Annotated in this window: 16 protein-coding genes; 5 read left to right on the top strand and 11 right to left on the bottom strand. The window is 61.7% G+C overall.

From position 1 onward, the window contains the following. Positions 1-5: 5 nt before the first annotated feature. Together fadD1 and fadD2 are read right to left on the bottom strand one after the other, a co-directional pair. Entirely contained in the window at positions 6-1,703 is a 1,698-nt protein-coding gene (fadD1, locus tag HU737_RS03450; protein ID WP_186557723.1) for a long-chain-fatty-acid--CoA ligase FadD1, read from the bottom strand. Between the two features lie 338 nt (positions 1,704-2,041). Continuing rightward, entirely contained in the window at positions 2,042-3,730 is a 1,689-nt protein-coding gene (fadD2, locus tag HU737_RS03445) for a long-chain-fatty-acid--CoA ligase FadD2 (protein ID WP_186557722.1), read from the bottom strand. Positions 3,731-3,933: 203 nt separating this feature from the next. Here fadD2 and HU737_RS03440 point away from each other — a divergent pair, with 203 nt between their 5' ends. Then, positions 3,934-4,878, top strand: coding sequence for an alpha/beta hydrolase (locus HU737_RS03440; protein WP_186557721.1), 945 nt, complete (start codon positions 3,934-3,936; stop codon positions 4,876-4,878). A 33-nt stretch (positions 4,879-4,911) separates the two neighbouring features. Next, positions 4,912-5,382 (top strand): MaoC family dehydratase, encoded by a 471-nt coding sequence (locus HU737_RS03435; RefSeq protein ID WP_186557720.1) that lies wholly within the window; start codon positions 4,912-4,914, stop codon positions 5,380-5,382. A gap of 134 nt (positions 5,383-5,516) precedes the next feature. Here the strand turns inward: HU737_RS03435 and HU737_RS03430 are convergent, their stop codons facing one another. Genes HU737_RS03430 through HU737_RS03415 form a run of 4 tightly spaced genes read right to left on the bottom strand, consistent with a single transcriptional unit; the run spans position 5,517 to position 8,083 of the window. Further along, entirely contained in the window at positions 5,517-6,755 is a 1,239-nt protein-coding gene (locus HU737_RS03430; RefSeq protein WP_186557719.1) for an RNA polymerase sigma factor, read from the bottom strand. Further along, complete coding sequence (locus tag HU737_RS03425; RefSeq protein WP_186557718.1) at positions 6,755-7,237, bottom strand: SRPBCC family protein; 483 nt, start codon at positions 7,235-7,237, stop codon at positions 6,755-6,757. The genes HU737_RS03430 and HU737_RS03425 overlap by 1 nt, the downstream gene beginning before the upstream one ends. Before the next feature lie 18 nt (positions 7,238-7,255). Next, positions 7,256-7,600, bottom strand: a complete 345-nt coding sequence (locus HU737_RS03420) for a YciI family protein (protein ID WP_186557717.1) — start codon at positions 7,598-7,600, stop codon at positions 7,256-7,258. Between the two features lie 57 nt (positions 7,601-7,657). After that, a complete protein-coding gene (locus tag HU737_RS03415; RefSeq protein ID WP_186557716.1) occupies positions 7,658-8,083 on the bottom strand; it encodes a YybH family protein in 426 nt (141 codons plus the stop codon). Positions 8,084-9,231: 1,148 nt separating this feature from the next. On the opposite strand from HU737_RS03415, the gene HU737_RS03410 reads away from it, so the two are divergent. Beyond that, positions 9,232-10,023 carry a helix-turn-helix domain-containing protein gene (locus HU737_RS03410; protein WP_186557433.1) on the top strand — a complete coding sequence of 264 codons (792 nt, stop codon included), beginning with the start codon at positions 9,232-9,234 and terminating at the stop codon, positions 10,021-10,023. On the opposite strand, the gene HU737_RS03405 is transcribed toward HU737_RS03410, so the two are convergent. After that, positions 9,993-10,631 carry a LysE family translocator gene (locus HU737_RS03405; protein ID WP_186557434.1) on the bottom strand — a complete coding sequence of 213 codons (639 nt, stop codon included), beginning with the start codon at positions 10,629-10,631 and terminating at the stop codon, positions 9,993-9,995. The two genes, HU737_RS03410 and HU737_RS03405, sit on opposite strands and share 31 nt — an antisense overlap. A gap of 121 nt (positions 10,632-10,752) precedes the next feature. Further along, positions 10,753-11,706, bottom strand: coding sequence for a threonine dehydratase (locus HU737_RS03400; protein ID WP_186557435.1), 954 nt, complete (start codon positions 11,704-11,706; stop codon positions 10,753-10,755). A 92-nt stretch (positions 11,707-11,798) separates the two neighbouring features. Between HU737_RS03400 and HU737_RS03395 the strand changes: the two genes are divergently transcribed. After that, positions 11,799-13,145: an aminotransferase-like domain-containing protein gene (locus HU737_RS03395; protein WP_496198506.1), complete on the top strand. Its 1,347-nt coding sequence runs from the start codon at positions 11,799-11,801 to the stop codon at positions 13,143-13,145. Here HU737_RS03395 and HU737_RS03390 read toward each other — a convergent pair whose 3' ends face one another. Further along, positions 13,146-13,403 carry a DUF2790 domain-containing protein gene (locus HU737_RS03390; protein ID WP_186557437.1) on the bottom strand — a complete coding sequence of 86 codons (258 nt, stop codon included), beginning with the start codon at positions 13,401-13,403 and terminating at the stop codon, positions 13,146-13,148. 321 nt (positions 13,404-13,724) lie between these two features. Between HU737_RS03390 and HU737_RS03385 the strand changes: the two genes are divergently transcribed. Then, complete coding sequence (locus HU737_RS03385) at positions 13,725-14,174, top strand: GNAT family N-acetyltransferase (RefSeq protein ID WP_225915573.1); 450 nt, start codon at positions 13,725-13,727, stop codon at positions 14,172-14,174. Here HU737_RS03385 and def read toward each other — a convergent pair. Together def and HU737_RS03375 are read right to left on the bottom strand one after the other, a co-directional pair. Next, positions 14,129-14,665 (bottom strand): peptide deformylase, encoded by a 537-nt coding sequence (gene def, locus HU737_RS03380; protein WP_186557438.1) that lies wholly within the window; start codon positions 14,663-14,665, stop codon positions 14,129-14,131. The two genes, HU737_RS03385 and def, sit on opposite strands and share 46 nt — an antisense overlap. Beyond that, complete coding sequence (locus HU737_RS03375; RefSeq protein WP_186557439.1) at positions 14,665-15,624, bottom strand: YihY/virulence factor BrkB family protein; 960 nt, start codon at positions 15,622-15,624, stop codon at positions 14,665-14,667. Before HU737_RS03375 ends, def begins: the two co-directional genes overlap by 1 nt. Positions 15,625-15,748 lie beyond the last annotated feature (124 nt).

The following is a 15,748-nucleotide window of genomic DNA, read 5'->3' as shown; positions in this document are numbered from 1 at the left end:
GGACCTCAGGCGATCTTCTTCAAGCCCTGCTTCTTCAGCTCTTCGTCACGCAACTCACGGCGCAGGATCTTGCCGACGTTAGTGGTCGGCAACGCATCGCGGAACTCGATGTAGCGCGGCACCTTGTAGCCCGTGACGTTGGCGCGCATGTGCTCCATCACCTGCTCCTTGGTCAGGGTCATGCCTGGCTTGACCACGATGAACACCTTGATCAGCTCGCCCGACTTCTCGTCCGGCACGCCAATCGCAGCGCACTGCAGCACGCCCGGCAAACCGGCCAGGACGTCTTCGAGCTCGTTGGGGTACACGTTGAAGCCCGAGACCAGGATCATGTCTTTCTTGCGATCGACGATGCGCATGTAGCCATCGAGCTGGATCAGGGCAATGTCGCCGGTCTTCAGCCAGCCGTCGGCGTCGAGGATCTCGGCGGTAGCGTCTTCGCGCTGCCAGTAGCCCTTCATCACCTGCGGGCCCTTCACGCACAGCTCGCCGACTTCACCCAGGCCAAGCTCCTGGCCGTTGTCATCGATGACCTTGCACAGGGTCGAGGGCACCGGAATGCCGATGGTCCCGACCTGGTTGGCCTCGGCCGGGTTGACCGCTGCTACCGGGCTGGTCTCGGTCATGCCGTAGCCTTCACAGATGGCGCAGCCGGTGACGGTCTTCCAGCGCTCGGCCACGCTCAGTTGCAAGGCCATGCCACCAGACAGGGTGATCTTCAGCGCCGAGAAATCCAAAGCACGGAAGGCTTCGTTGTTGCACAGGGCCACGAACAGGGTATTGAGGCCAACGAAACCGCTGAACTTCCACTTGCCCAGTTCCTTGACCATGGCCGGCAAATCGCGCGGGTTGCTGATCAGCACGTTGTGGTTACCGATCAGCATCATGGCCATGCAATGGAAGGTGAACGCATAGATGTGGTACAGCGGCAACGGGGTGATGAGGATCTCGCACCCTTCATGCAGGTTGGCACCCATCAGTGCCCGGCACTGCAGCATGTTGGCCACCAGGTTGCGGTGGGTGAGCATGGCGCCCTTGGCCACACCGGTGGTCCCACCGGTATACTGCAGCACGGCAACATCGTTGGGCTGCGGATTGGCCTCGGTAACCGGCTGGCCATGGCCTTTGGCCAAGGCATCGTTGAAGCGCACGGCGCCTGGCAGGTGGTACGCCGGGACCATCTTCTTCACGTACTTGATGACGCTGTTGATCAGCAGGCGCTTGATCGGCGGCAGCAGGTCGGCCACTTCGGTGACGATGACATGCTTGACCTGGGTCTTGGGCACGACCTTTTCAGCCAGGTGGGCCATGTTGGCCAGGCACACCAAGGCCTTGGCGCCGGAGTCGTTGAACTGGTGCTCCATCTCCCGCGCGGTGTACAGCGGGTTGGTGTTGACCACGATCAGCCCAGCGCGCATGGCGCCGAATACGGCTACAGGGTATTGCAGGACATTAGGCAGCTGTACGGCAATCCGATCACCTGGCTTGAGGTCGGTGTGCTGTTGCAGCCAGGCAGCAAAAGCTCCTGACAAGGCATACAGCTCGCCATAGGTGATGGTTTTGCCCAGGTTGCTAAAGGCCGGTTTGTCGGCAAAGCGTTGGCAGGACTGCTTGAGTACCGCTTGGATATTGGGGAATTCGTCAGGATTGATTTCCGCCGTAATCCCGGCTGGGTACTTATCCTTCCAAAAATTTTCGATCATGGAAGCCCACTCCTTCAGCAACAGCGAATTCATCACGCGTTTATGCGTTTATTATTGATATGAGATGACGGTTCATTGCAAACCGTATCCTCTGAAAGCGGGCCGAGAGTAACAGCTTTACCAGGGGTCGCCTAGAGGCCAAAACAGGCCTGACGGTCACGAAAATGACTCAATGAATTATATGAGTCATTTTTAGAGTATTTAACCAAAATGTCGCAAATCGGGCTGTATTGCGCATTTTAGAGGGGTTTGAACGCCATCGCGGGGCAAGCTCGCTGCCACGTCTGTTTTATACGTGAGAGCCAGCTTGCCCCGCGATGGCGAAGGACAGCAGGTGATCAAGCGATGTCGCGCAACTCCCGGCGTAGGATCTTGCCTACCGGGGTCATCGGCAGCGAATCGCGCAGGACAATGTGCTTGGGCACCTTGTAGCCAGTGAAGTTGGCCTTGCAGTAGGCCTTGAGCTCCTCGACGCTGACCCCGCCCTCACGCGGTACCACGAACAACTTCACCGCCTCGCCCGAGCGCTCGTCCGGCACGCCGATTGCCGCGCAGTTGGCCACCTGTGGATGGCCCATGATCACGTCCTCGATCTCGTTGGGATACACGTTGAAGCCGGAGACGATGATCATGTCTTTCTTGCGGTCGACGATGCGGGTAAAGCCATCGGGGTCGATCACCGCGATATCCCCGGTCTTGAACCAGCCCTCGGCATCCAGCGCCTGGGCGGTCGCCTCGGGCTGCTGCCAGTAGCCCTTCATCACCTGCGGGCCCTTGATGCACAGCTCGCCACGCTCACCCAGCGGCAACTCGTTGCCATCATCGTCGATCACCTTGAAGGCGGTGCCTGCCACCGGAATGCCTACCGTGCCCAGCCGGGCCAACTGGCCATAGGGGTTGGTGCTGGCCACCGGCGAGGTTTCGGTCAGGCCATAGCCTTCGACGATGCGACAGCCGGTGAGGCTCTCCCAGCGCTCGGCGGTGGCCTTGACCAGCGCCGTGCCACCGGAGTTGGTGACCTTCAGCGCAGAGAAATCCAGCGACTTGAAGCCTGGGTGATCCATCAGTGCGACGAACAAGGTATTCAGACCGAGCAGAGCCGAGAAACGCCACTTGCCCAGTTCCTTGATGAAGCCCGGAATATCCCGCGGGTTGGTGATCAGCACGTTGTGATTGCCAGTGACCATCATGCACATGCAGTTCGCCGTGAACGCATAGATGTGGTACAGCGGCAGCGGTGCGATCATTACCTCCTGGCCCTCCTTGATCAGCTTCTGCCCGTCCGGCCCGTGCTGGGAGAAGCAAGCGAGCACCTGGAGCATGTTGGCGACCAGGTTGGCGTGGGTCAGCATCGCGCCCTTGGCCAAGCCCGTGGTGCCACCGGTGTACTGCAGCACGGCGATGTCGTCGAGGGTCAGCGGCACTGGTTTGTGGGTCAGCTCCCTGCCCTGGCGCAGCACCTGCTTGAACGGCACTGCCTGCGGCAGGTTGAAGGCCGGCACCATCTTCTTGACCTTGTCCACCACGGTATTGATCAGCCAGCCCTTGGCCGTGGGCAGCAGGTCGCCCATTTTCGCTTCGATCAGGTACTCGATGCCGGTATCGGGTAGCACCTCCTGTACGCGCTTGCCGAACATGTTCAGGTAGACCAGGGCACGGGCGCCGGAATCCTTGAACTGGTGGCGCATCTCACGCTCGGTGTACAGCGGGTTGGTATTGACCACGATCAGCCCGGCGCGCAAGGCGCCGAACACGGCGATGGGGTACTGCAACACGTTGGGCATCTGCACCGCGATGCGATCCCCAGGGGCCAGATCGGTGTTGTGCTGCAGCCAGGCGGCGAAGGCCGCCGAATGGCGCTCAAGCTCAGCGTAGCTGAGGGTCACGCCCAGGTTGCTGAACGCCGGGCGGTCGGCGAAACGCTTGCAGGAGCGCTCGAACACTTCGACGACGGAGCGGTAAGCATGGATATCAATGGTGGAAGGCACGCCCGCCGGGCGCTTGTCATTCCAGAAATCGGCTTGCATTTATTGTTGTTCCTCTTTGCCTGGACCGTCCCTGACCTGATTGCCTGATGGCAATTAGGCGTTCAGCCGACGTTAGCAGGTAAGCAGGAGGTGGCAAATACGCCAAGTGCTGCCATTAACATTGTGAATCTTATTTGTGCCCTTCCTGCAATTTGGCCGATTGTGCATAAACTGTGCTCGAACCCGCGCGCAAAGGACCCGCCATGCCCCATGACGCCTTCTGGCTGCCTGCCAGCGAGCATTGCAGCCTGTACGTCCATCAGTGGCTGCCAACTACACCGGTCAAGGCCGCTGTGTTGCTGGCCCACGGCATGGCCGAGCACGCTGGGCGCTACCGCCGCCTGGGTCATGCCCTGAGCGAGGCAGGCTTTGCCCTGTTCGCCCCTGACCTGCGCGGCCACGGGCGTACCGCCGAGCTTGGCCACTTGGGCCTGTTTGCCCGCCATCATGGCTGGAATGCCGTGGTCAACGACCTCGGCCTGCTCGCCCAGCACATCGGCCAGACGTATCCGGGGACTCCGCTGTTCCTGTTCGGCCACAGTATGGGCAGCTACATTGCCCAGGCCTACCTGCTGCATCACAGCGCCAGTGTGCAGGGGGCGATCCTCAGCGGTTCGAATTTCCAGCCGCCAGCGCTCTATCGAGCGGCTGCGGCCATTGCCCGCGTCGAAGCCTGGCGCCAAGGTGCCATGGGCAAGAGTGCGCTGATCGAGTGGCTGTCGTTTGGCTCGTTCAATAAGGCCTTCAAGCCTAACCGTACCGCCTTCGACTGGCTCAGCCGCGACCCTGAAGAGGTCGACAAGTACGTCGCCGACCCCTTGTGCGGCTTTCGTTGCAGCAACCAGTTGTGGCTCGATCTACTGCAAGGCCTGGCGCAAATCAGCCAGCCGGGTAACCTGGCGCAGATTGATCCGAACCTGCCGATCCTGGTAATTGGCGGCGAATGTGATCCGGTCAGTGCCGGCAAGCGTCTCAAGGATCTGGCCGCCGCCTTGAGCGCGACCGGCAATCGACATGTGCAGCTGCGCCTGTACCCTCAGGCGCGGCATGAGCTGCTCAATGAAACCAATCGCGACGAGGTCTGCGCCGATATACTCGGCTGGCTCGAACAGGCGCTGGCCCTTGGCCGCCCTGCTCGCAGTGAATGATATGCGCCCTCGTCCGCCTACAAGGAAGCCCTGATGACCCAGGTCACCAACACCCCTTACGAAGCCCTCGAAGTGGGTCAGAAAGCCACCTTTGAGAAGTCCGTCGAAGAACGTGACATTCAGCTGTTCGCCGCGATGTCCGGTGACCACAACCCGGTGCACCTGGATGCCGAGTTCGCGGCCAAGAGCATGTTCCGCGAGCGTATTGCCCACGGCATGTTCAGCGGCGCGCTGATCAGTGCGGCAGTAGCCTGCACCCTGCCTGGCCCGGGCACCATCTACCTGGGTCAGCAGATGAGCTTCCAGAAGCCGGTGAAGATTGGCGACACCCTGACCGTGCGCCTGGAGATTCTGGAAAAGCTGCCCAAGTTCAAGGTGCGCATCGCCACCAATGTGTACAACCAGAACGATGAACTGGTGGTATCGGGCGAGGCCGAGATCCTCGCGCCACGTAAGCAGCAGACCGTCGACCTGGTTTCGCCGCCGAATTTTGTTGCCAGCTGATTGATTGAATTGCGTCATTTGGCGCCTGTGCGGGCGATCATCGCAGGCTGCGCCAGCTCCCACGCCTCCCTGATAGGGCGGACAGGTGGGAGCGGGCTTGTCCCGCGATGAGGCCAGAGCTGACCCCCCTGCGCTCATTCCAGCGCCTTCAACCGCCGCTCTATATACCGCCGCTGCGGCCCCTGCTGGGTAAGCGCCAGGGCCTGCTGCCAGGCAGCACGCGCCTTGCTAACCTGCCCCAACTGAACATGCAGCTCTGCCTTGGCCGCATGCGCCAAGTGATAATCGCGCAGCTCCCCCCGATCCAGAATCGCCTGCACCGCCACCAAGCCCACCTGCGCACCATCGCGTTTGGCCAGTGCCGCTGCGCGGTTGAGCTCGACCACAGCTGACGGCCAATACCGCAGCAGCACGTCATACAAGCCGACGATCTCCTGCCAGTCGGTGTCTTCTGCCCGCTCAGCCTGGGCATGCACTGCGGCGATCGCCGCTTGCAGGCTGTACCCACCAAACTGCCGACTGCGTAAGGCCTGCTCCACCAGCTGGATGCCTTCGGCGATCTGCTGACGGTCCCACAGGCTGCGGTCTTGCTGGTCGAGCAGCACCAGCTCTCCTTGCGCATCGCTGCGCGCACGCTGCCGCGAAGCTTGCAGCAGCATCAGCGCCAGCAGGCCAAGCACCTCGGGGTCGGGCAACAACTGAACCAGCAGGCGCCCCAGGCGAATGGCTTCATCGCACAGCTCGCGCTGCACCAGATCCTCGCCCGAGGAGGCCAGGTAACCTTCGTTGAACACCAGGTAGATGACGCGCAACACGCTTTCCAGACGCTCAGGCAGCTCAGCCATCTCCGGCACCTGATACGGAATGCCTGCGTCGCGAATCTTCGCCTTGGCACGCACGATGCGCTGGGCGATGGTCGCCGGACTCTGCAGAAATGCCCGGGCGATCTGCTCGGTAGTCAGGCCACACACCTCGCGCAGGGTCAACGGCACTTGGGCATCGGCCGCCAGGGCTGGGTGGCAGCAGGTGAAGATCAACCGCAGGCGGTCATCGGCGAGTAACTCCTCCTCACTGGGATCACGCCCCTCACTGTCCAGCAGCATGATCAAATCCGCCTGGGAGCGATCGAAACGCATGCGCCGACGCAAGGCATCGATGGCCTTGAAGCGCCCAGTCGAGACCAGCCAGGCGCGCGGGTTATCCGGCATGCCATCACGCTGCCAGCGCTCGACGGCGATGAAGAAGGCATCGTGCATGGCCTCCTCGGCCAGGTCGAAGTCGCCCAACAGGCGAATCAGGGTCGCCAGGATGCGCCGCGAGTCGCGCCGATAGACCGCCTCGACTTGCTCACGTACGCGCTCTGGGCCAAGCATCAATCAGGCATCCGCTGGGTGACCACCTCCACCAGGCGGTCCAGGCTTTCTCCCCAGCCTTGATGAAAGCCCATTTCTTCATGGGCGCGGCAGTCGGCAGCATTCCAGTGCCAGGCGCGGGCGGTGTAGCGGGTCTTGCCCAGCTCGTCGTCGAACGTCACCACAGCGGTCATGAAAGCCTTCTCCGATGGCACCCAGCCCGGCCCGAAGGCATCGGTGAACACCAGCCGCCGCGGTGCGGCGATCTCCAGGAACACGCCCTGGTTAGGGTACTCAGTACCATCGGGGGCGCGCATCAGGGTGCGGAACAGACCGCCAACCCACAGCTGCATCTCGCATTCGGGGGTGGTCATGCCGTGCGGCCCCCACCACTGCATAAGCCACTCCGGTTCGCTCCAGGCGCGGAACACCTTGGCTGCAGGCGCATCGATCAGGCGGCTGATGGACAGTTCGTGTTGCGGGCCAGGTTGGGCGTCGGTCATTGTTATTGTGCTCCGCTGTCAGGGTTGCAGTTCGCGTACCGGGCGCACCTCGACACTGCCCACGCGTGCGGCAGGAATGCCTTTGGCAATGTTCAACGCCTCATTCAGATCGCGAGCATCGACCAGATAGAAACCGGCCAACTGCTCCTTGGTCTCGGCGAAGGGCCCGTCGGTCAGGCTCATGTGGCCAGCGCGCACGCGTACCGTGGTGGCTGTCTGCACCGACTTGAGCGCCTCGGCCGCAAGCATGCGCCCGGAGCCATGCAATGAGTCCGCGTAGGCTTGGCACTCGGCGTCTTGCGGGCTCTCGGGCAGGCTGTGCAGCAGCCCTTCGTCACAATAGACCAGGCACAGGTATTTCATGGTCGTCTCCAGCGCTTGCGCACAGTGCGTTTGGCGATAAACCCGGGGGTTTTCAGTTCAAGGTTTGAGGTCGAACAGGGCTTTCTGGGTTTCCATGTCGAACGGCGCTGACCAATGCTCGTGGATCACCTGCCATTGCCCACCGCTACGACGATAGCCGACCGTGGCGCGCATGAAGCCGCACTGGCTTTGGTCATCCGACGGGCCGCAGCGATTGAGCCAATGGGCCAAGCCCAGGTCACCGTCGGCATGTATGGTCAGTTGTTCCATCTCGAACACCATCGGGCCGGTGCAGAAGCTCATGCACATTTCCCAGTGGGCGCGGTAGGCGGCCTTACCTTTGAATTGCAGCTCTTTGATGGCGTCGAAGGCGAGGATGTCGTCGGCGTAAGGGGCGGCGATACCGTCTAGGTCGCGGTCGCGGACGGCTTGCATCCAGGTGTCGATCAGTTGGCGGATTTCGGTTTCGGCTGCGCTGTTCATCTGTGGTTTCTCCGATCGGTCATGAGTGCTTGGTGTAGGAGGTTGCTGGGGCTTCATGGTTGGTCGAATGGGCTTGGGAGAAATCGACAGGTTGGTTGGGAATTGTTTTTTCGCGGCTTGGGCTTGGAGGTTCTTGGGCTTGGGCTTGGGCTTGGGCTTGGGCTTGGGCTTGGGCTTGGGCTTGGGCTTGGGCTTGGGCTTTTAGAGTTTTGAGCATATCCATTGGCGAAGGTGGCGCTGAGTCACCTTTCCGCCCTTACGGCGGGTCACTTTTGGTCGTGGCCAAAAGTAACCAAAAGCCGTGCGCTCCACCATCCGGCCCTACGCTGCGCTTCGGGTTCCCTCGCTTCGGTGCCTTCCGGGCCCGCGCGGCCTACGATTTGCTACGCAAATCTACATCTCGCGCCTTCGGCTACGCCGAAGGGTGCTGCGCACCTGGCCCTCCAGACACCTACGCTCGGCCTCCTGAAGTCGCGAAGTTAGTGGCGGCGACTGGGCTGGCGTTATCTGGCGATAGTGCCAGGTGTGGTGGATAGTCGGACGCCATCGCGGGGCAAGCCCGCTCCCACAGGTCCACCGCCAGCCGGAAGAACCGCGCGGTACCTGTGGGAGCGGGCTTGCCCGCGAAGAGGCCGGAACAAACAACACAAAAGAAAAATTCAAACCTTGCCTTTGCCTTTGCCTTTGCCTTTGCCTTTGCCTTTGCCTTTGGCGAGAGCGTAGCGATTCGCTGCTCTTGATTTTCGTGCGCGCAAGTCCAGGCGCCGCAGATTCGCGACTTCAGGAGGCTGAGCAGAGGTGCCTGTAGGGCCAGGTGCGCCAGCACCCTTCGGCGCAGCCGAAGGCGCGAGATGTAGATTTGCGCAGCAAATCGTAGGCCGCGCGGGCCCGGAAGGCGCCGGCGCGAAGGGACCCGTAGCGCAGCGGAGGGCCGGATGGTGGAGCGCAGACCTTTTTGGTTACTTTTTGGGGCGTTTGCCAAAAAGTGACCCGCCGTAAGGGCGGAAGGGGCCATTAGCAGCACCCCAAAAAACGGATAAGCCCCCGACACCAGAACACCAGAACACCAGAACACCAGAACACCAAATCCAGCATTGCCCCCCAACCCCAGCTCCGCTAGCGTTACACCACCCACCAAGGAAGTCCCCATGCCATTGACCTGCGAACCCCTGCACGCCTCCCCGCAGCTCGATCTCTCATGGGTACGAGCCAACGGCAGCGCACACTTCGCAAGGCACACCCATGACGAATACGTACTGGGCGCCAACCTAAGCGGCCACGAACAGATCTGGCTCGACGGCCGCGAACTAGAAGTCCCGCCAGGCCAGGTCACGCTCTACAACCCACTGGCAATACAGGCCTCGGAGTTCGCTGAAGGAGGCGTCGAGTACATCAGCCTGCACCTCAGCACCCAAGCCATGAGCCAGGTCATCGGCGACAACAACCTACGCTCGACCACCCAGCCTCCCAGCTTCGAGCAGGGCATCCTGCACCACCCTGCCCTGTTCAGCGCCTTGCTCGAACTGGCCCAGGCGCCTGATGATCAGCGCGAACAAGCACTGTTACTGGTACTCGCCCAACTGCTGGAGCAACCATCGAAATCACCAGCAGAACACTCTGTTGCCATCGCCAACAGCTTGGCCTTGATGCGCGCGCACCTGGACCTGCGCCTGGAACTCGATCAACTGGCGCAAGCGGCCGGCCTGAGCAAGTACCATTTCGTACGCTGCTTCAAGAAGGCCACCGGCCTGGCGCCTTTGCAGTACCACATGCAACTGCGCCTGATCGAAGCCCGGCGCCGTTTGCGCATCGGCCTACACCCGCGAGACGTCGCGCTGGACCTGGGCTTTTATGACCAAAGCCACTTCATCACCGCCTATCGCCGCGTACACGGCGTTACCCCGCAGTGCTATGCCGCGACCAGGATGAATTCCCGATAACCCGAGACAATCACATACACCGCGAAGTAGCAGAAGATCGCCGCCGACAGCAGGTATGACCAGGTCAGCAAGCGATCCCCCAGCAAACGCCCGCCATGGCTGGCAATGCCGCACAGGCTTACGCACCAGAGCAACCCAGCGGCAAAGAAGCCACTGAGAAACAACCCCGCATCCAGCATGCTGCCGGCCCCTGAACGGGAGATCAGCACCCCACCCACTGCGGCGAACCAGAGAATCGCGCTGGGCGACGACATGGCCAGGAAGATCCCGCGCAAAAACTCGCGCCAGCCCGACTCCACCACCACCTCGGCCCGGCCATCCATGTGCCCACCGCGCCAGGCCGCCAGCAGCATCTTCACGGCAAACCACACCAGCAACACCGAGCCGCCCAGCCACAAGACCCAGCGCACAGTCTCGAACTGCAGCAACACCGTCATCCCCGCCAGCGCTGCAACGGCATAGACCAAATCACCCACGCAGGTGCCCAGCCCCAGCCAGAAACCCTGAACAAAGCCGCGCTGCATGGCCAGGGTGATCATGGCGATATTGGCAATGCCGATGTCCAGGCACAGGGACAGGCTAAGGAGAAAACCATTGGAAAAAGGCATGGGGGCTCGACTACGAAAGGGCAAGCAGCTATCTAACGGAAGATACGGCAAATTGTATTGGAACAAATTGCTGATGCCGAAACCTTCTACACGCTAACGCGCAGCGCCACTCCCTGCCGGCTTAATCCAGCAGCACTTGTGCATAACGCTGGCGATCGATATTCGCCCCACTGAGCACCACCGCCACCCGCTTGCCCTGCTGGCTGTCGCGCTCCTGGAGCAACGCTGCCAGAGCGGCGGCACCTGCGCCTTCAGCGGTGTTATGGGTGGTCTCGTGGTAAATGCGCATGGCCTGGGCAATCTCCTCGTCGCTGACCCGCACGATCCGCGCCGCATGTTCGCGGATCAGAGCGAAGGCATCAGGGTGAGGTACACGGCACGCCATGCCATCGGCAAAGGTATCGGCCGTCGCGGTGGTGACGATCCGGCCCCGCTCGAAACTCTGCGCATAGGCATCGGCAGCGCTGGACACCACGCCAACGATCTGCGTCTTCAACCCCAGCAGATTGCGCGCCTGGATCAGGCCACAGATCCCTGAGCCCATGCCGATCGGTACGTAGACGCAATCGAGATCCGTCACTGCTTCGAACAACTCAAGCGCGTACGTCGCCACGCCGCGCACCAGTTCAGCGTGGAACGACGGCACCATCTCGTAGCCAAGCTCAGCGGCCAGCCTGGCAGCCTCCTCGCGAGCCACGTCAAAGTCCACCCCATGCTCGATCAGCTCGGCGCCCAGCGCGCGCATGGCAGCGTTTTTTTCCCGCGAGTTGCCCTCAGGCACCACGATCACCAATGGGATACCCGCCTGGCGCGCGGCCAGCGCCATGCTCTGGCCATGGTTGCCGCGGGTAGCCGTGACCAGCCCGCGTGGCGGCTTGCCGCTGGCCAGCAGCGAGCGCACATAGACCAACCCGCCACGCACCTTGAATGCACCGGTAGGGGCATGGTTCTCGTGCTTGACCCACACCTTGCAGCCCACCCGCTCGGCCAGCAAAGGCCAAGCGTGCTGAGCGGTGGCGGGAACATGCTGGTGCACGAAAGCGGCGGCTTCACGCAGGGCAGGCAGGTCGAACATGGCGATCATCCTTCATCGGGGCTGAGGTTGATCCGATCCTAGGCGCAGGGCATTGTATGGGTAAATCGATATATTGCATGGGTAGCAATTTCGTGTGGATTCCCAACCTTGCTGAGAATGGCCAGCCGCGCTATCTGGCGCTGGTCGAGGCGATTGCCGAGGCGATCGAGCGCGGCGAATTGAAAGTCGGTGAGCGCCTGCCACCGCAGCGGCGCCTGGCCTGGAAACTGGGGCTCAACCCCAGCACCACCCAGCAAGCCTATCGCGAAGCTGCCGCGCGCCATCTGGTCGCAGGCGCAGTGGGCCGAGGCACCTATGTCCTGGCGGGCAGCAAGGAGGCGACGCTGTTTCGCCTCAAGCGGCATGACGCACAGCAGCAGGTGATCGACCTGTCGACCAATGTGCCGGTGGTCGACCCGCACAGCCACGATCTGCAACACAGTCTGCGCGCCCTGCTCGATCAGGGTGCCAGTGAACTACTCGACCATTACCTGGACGCCGAGCAATTGCTCCTGGGCCGCCTGCACGGCGCGCGCTGGCTGGCCAATCGCGGGCTGACGCTGGCAATCGATGAACTGCTGCTGTGTGGGGGCGCGCAGCAGGCGCTGGGCTGCGTGCTGCAATCGCTGTGTGCCGATGGCGCGCCGGTGATGGTCGAGGCGTTGACCGCCCCCGGCATCAAGGCCGCCTGTCGCCAGTTGCGCCTGCCGGTGCACGGGGTGGCCCTGGATGAGCACGGCCTGCGTCCGGATGAGCTGGACCGCGTGGCGCGCGCCAGTGGGTCGCGGCTATTGGTGATCACCCCGACCCTGCACAATCCCACCGGCAGTTGCATGGACGCCGCCAGGCGCCAGGCCATCGCCGAGGTGGTCAAGCGCCACAAGTTGCTGGTGGTCGAGGATGACGTGTATGGCGCGCTGACCGATCAACCGCCCTTGTACCCCTTGCTCGATGGCCAGGGCATCCTCATCAGCAGCCTGTCGAAAACCGTCGCCGCCGGTCTGCGCCTGGGTTGGATCGTTGCCCGTCCAGCGCTGCTGGCGCAGATCGATCCGCACAGCCAAGCCACCCATTGGCCAGTTTCACCCTTGAATTTGCGCATCGCCGGTCAGTGGCTAGAAGACGGCACTGCAGCACGCCGCCTGGCCTGCAATCGCACAGAAATTCAAGTGCGTTGGCGCTTGGCGCGTAGTCTGCTGGGCGAGGCGCTGGTCAACGGCCTTATCCCTTCACCGCATATTTGGGTCGCCACCGGCGAAAGCGCAGAAGCGGTGGTGCGCAAATGCCGTGAACGCGCCGTAGAGGTGGTGCCAGCGAGTGTCTTCGCAATTGGCGTCGAACAAGTGCAGGCCGTGCGCATCAGTCTGTCGGCGGCTACCAGCCGGGCACAACTCAAACAAGGGCTGGAAGCCGTGCGACAGGCCTTGGGGCTGGGCTGATCAGCCCTGGCTGCAGCCTTCACCCATGGCGCGGTACTGGATGGTGTGGACGTGGCCCTGATGGTCTTCGTAAGTCATGGTGGCAGGCACCACTTCGCAGACATTGGGGATGGTCGACAGGCTGATCACGCGTTTGATGTCGAGGTTGGTTGAGTAATCGTACTGCTCGACGACAGACTGGCTGGAAACAGGCTGGACCTCATCGGCGAGGGCGAACGAGGACATACCGACCAATGCAAGAATCAGTAATGCTTTCATGGAGTGTGGCCTTCAAGGCAATCAAGCTGATCGATTGACTTCAATATGCCGTCAATGGCGCGGAGAAGTTGTCATCAACTGCGAAGATGACACGAAGTACCGATCCCGCTATGTCGTACTGCTGGGGGGATGATTGAATTTTACGCCTGGTCTGCAATAGTTGAACCCCGCAGTCGGACAATCACCCTTGCGCGATTTGCAACAATCTGCGACAAAATACTCCGACCTGATAGGCTGAAAACCGCGTTTTAGAGCAGCTCCAATTGTATTCAATGCCGGCCTCATCCCGCGACCAGGCCAGCACTGACACCCAGGAAAACCATGCCCCCCCTCCAATTCACCCCCTTGACCGGCCTACAGCGACGCTTGCTCGACCACTTCTACAAGCAACACGGCACACGTATGCGCGCAGCCGCCGAGGGCCAGCTGTGGGTAGCGCGAGCGCAGGCAATCATTGCCGGCATGAGCCTGACCCCGGTTGCTCAAGGCCATTGGCTGACCGGGCTGTTGGTCGCCCCGCAATGGCGCGGCCGTGGGGTTGCAGGCCAACTGATCGACGCCGCCCTGGCGCAGACCGGCGGCCCTACCTGGCTGTTCTGTCACCCTGATCTGCTGCCGTTCTACTTGCGCCTGGGCTTCAGCCCTTGCCAGAACCTGCCAGAGGCCCTGGCCATGCGCCTGGCGCGCTACCAGCGCAGCAAGAACCTGCTGGCGATGGTGCGCAATCAGTCGTCGGCGACGTCAAGCCCGGGGAACAGCACCTCGGTATAACCGAACTTGGAAAAATCCTGGATCCGCGACGGATACAGCCGGCCAATCAGGTGGTCGCACTCATGCTGAACCACCCGGGCGTGAAAGCCATCGGCAAAGCGGTCGATCGGATTGCCCTGGGGATCGACCCCTGAATAACTGATGTGCTTGTAGCGCGGCACCACCCCGCGCAGGCCTGGCACCGACAGGCAACCTTCCCAACCCTCTTCAATCTCGGTCCCCAACGGGGTGATCAGCGGGTTGATCAAAATGGTCTGGGGCACCGGTTCGGCATCCGGATAACGCTCGCTGCGCTCAAAGCCAAAGATCACCAGTTGCAGATCAATGCCGATCTGCGGCGCCGCCAGGCCGACACCGCCAACATGGCGCATGGTTTCGAACATGTCGTCGATCAGCAGCTTCAGCTCGGCACTGCCAAGCATGTGCTCAGGCACCGGTGGGGCAATGCGCAGCAGGCGTTCATCGCCCATCTTGAGGATGTCACGGATCATCAGGGGTTCGGCTCACGGGTCTGGTGGGGTTCGGCTGCGGCAGGATGCTCATGGCCGAGCACGGTGATGGTTTCCTGCGGCTTGCTGCCGTCGAAATCCTTCTCGCCAGGATCCTTGCCTTCGGCAGACATGTGCTCGATCACCGCATTCATCTCGGCACCGAGCAAGAGTACGGCGGCAGAAATATAGAAGTACAGCAGCAGCACGATGATCGCCCCGATGCTGCCATACATGGCGTTGTAGTCAGCGAATGTCTTGACGTAGTAGCCAAAGCCCAGAGAGGCGATGATCCACACCACCACGGCCAGCACCGAACCTGGGGTAATGAAGCGGAATTTTTGTTTCACATCCGGCATGACGTAGTAGATCAGCGCCACCGCCACCATCATCAGAACGATGATCGCCGGCCAGCGCAGGATGGTCCACACGGTGACGATGAACTCCTGCATGCCGATCTGCGCGGCGATCCACTCCATTACCTGCGGCCCCAAGACCATCAAGGCGGCGGCGGCCAGGAGCATGCCGGCGATGCCGACGGTATAGAAAATCGACAGCGGAATGCGCTTCCAGACCGGCCGGCCTTCTGGCACGTCGTAGGCGGCGTTCATCGCGCTCATCATCAGCCGCACACCGGCCGAAGCGGTCCACAGGGCAATCACGATACCGACTGAAAGCAGGCCGCCCTTGGACTGCTGCAACTGATCGATCACCGGATTGACTTGCTCCAGCGCCTGCGGCGGCAGCACCAGCTCGGACTGCAAGCGAAGCCAGGAGAAAAAGTCTGGCAGGTGCAGGAAACCGATCAGGGCGATCAGGAACAACAGGAACGGGAACAGCGAAAAAAGCATCTGGTAAGCCAGCGCGGACGCATAGGTGGACATCTCGTCATCGAGAAACTCGCTGACGGTACGCACCAACACACGGTGCAAGGGCAGGCCTTGCAGGGCAGGGAAAATCATAGCGTCTCCTTTCGCCGCTCGATCATCTTGGGGCAGGCCGACTACCCGGGCAGGCCTTGTTGATTGCATGCAAGTCTAATAGACCACGCGCGCGCCGTTGCTGCTCATTGCCGCACAAAAAGAA

It is taken from the genome of Pseudomonas urmiensis, assembly GCF_014268815.2.
Classification (GTDB): domain Bacteria; phylum Pseudomonadota; class Gammaproteobacteria; order Pseudomonadales; family Pseudomonadaceae; genus Aquipseudomonas; species Aquipseudomonas urmiensis.
The sequence above is the reverse complement of the archived record's forward strand: the minus strand, read 5'-3'. Positions and strand labels throughout refer to the sequence as shown.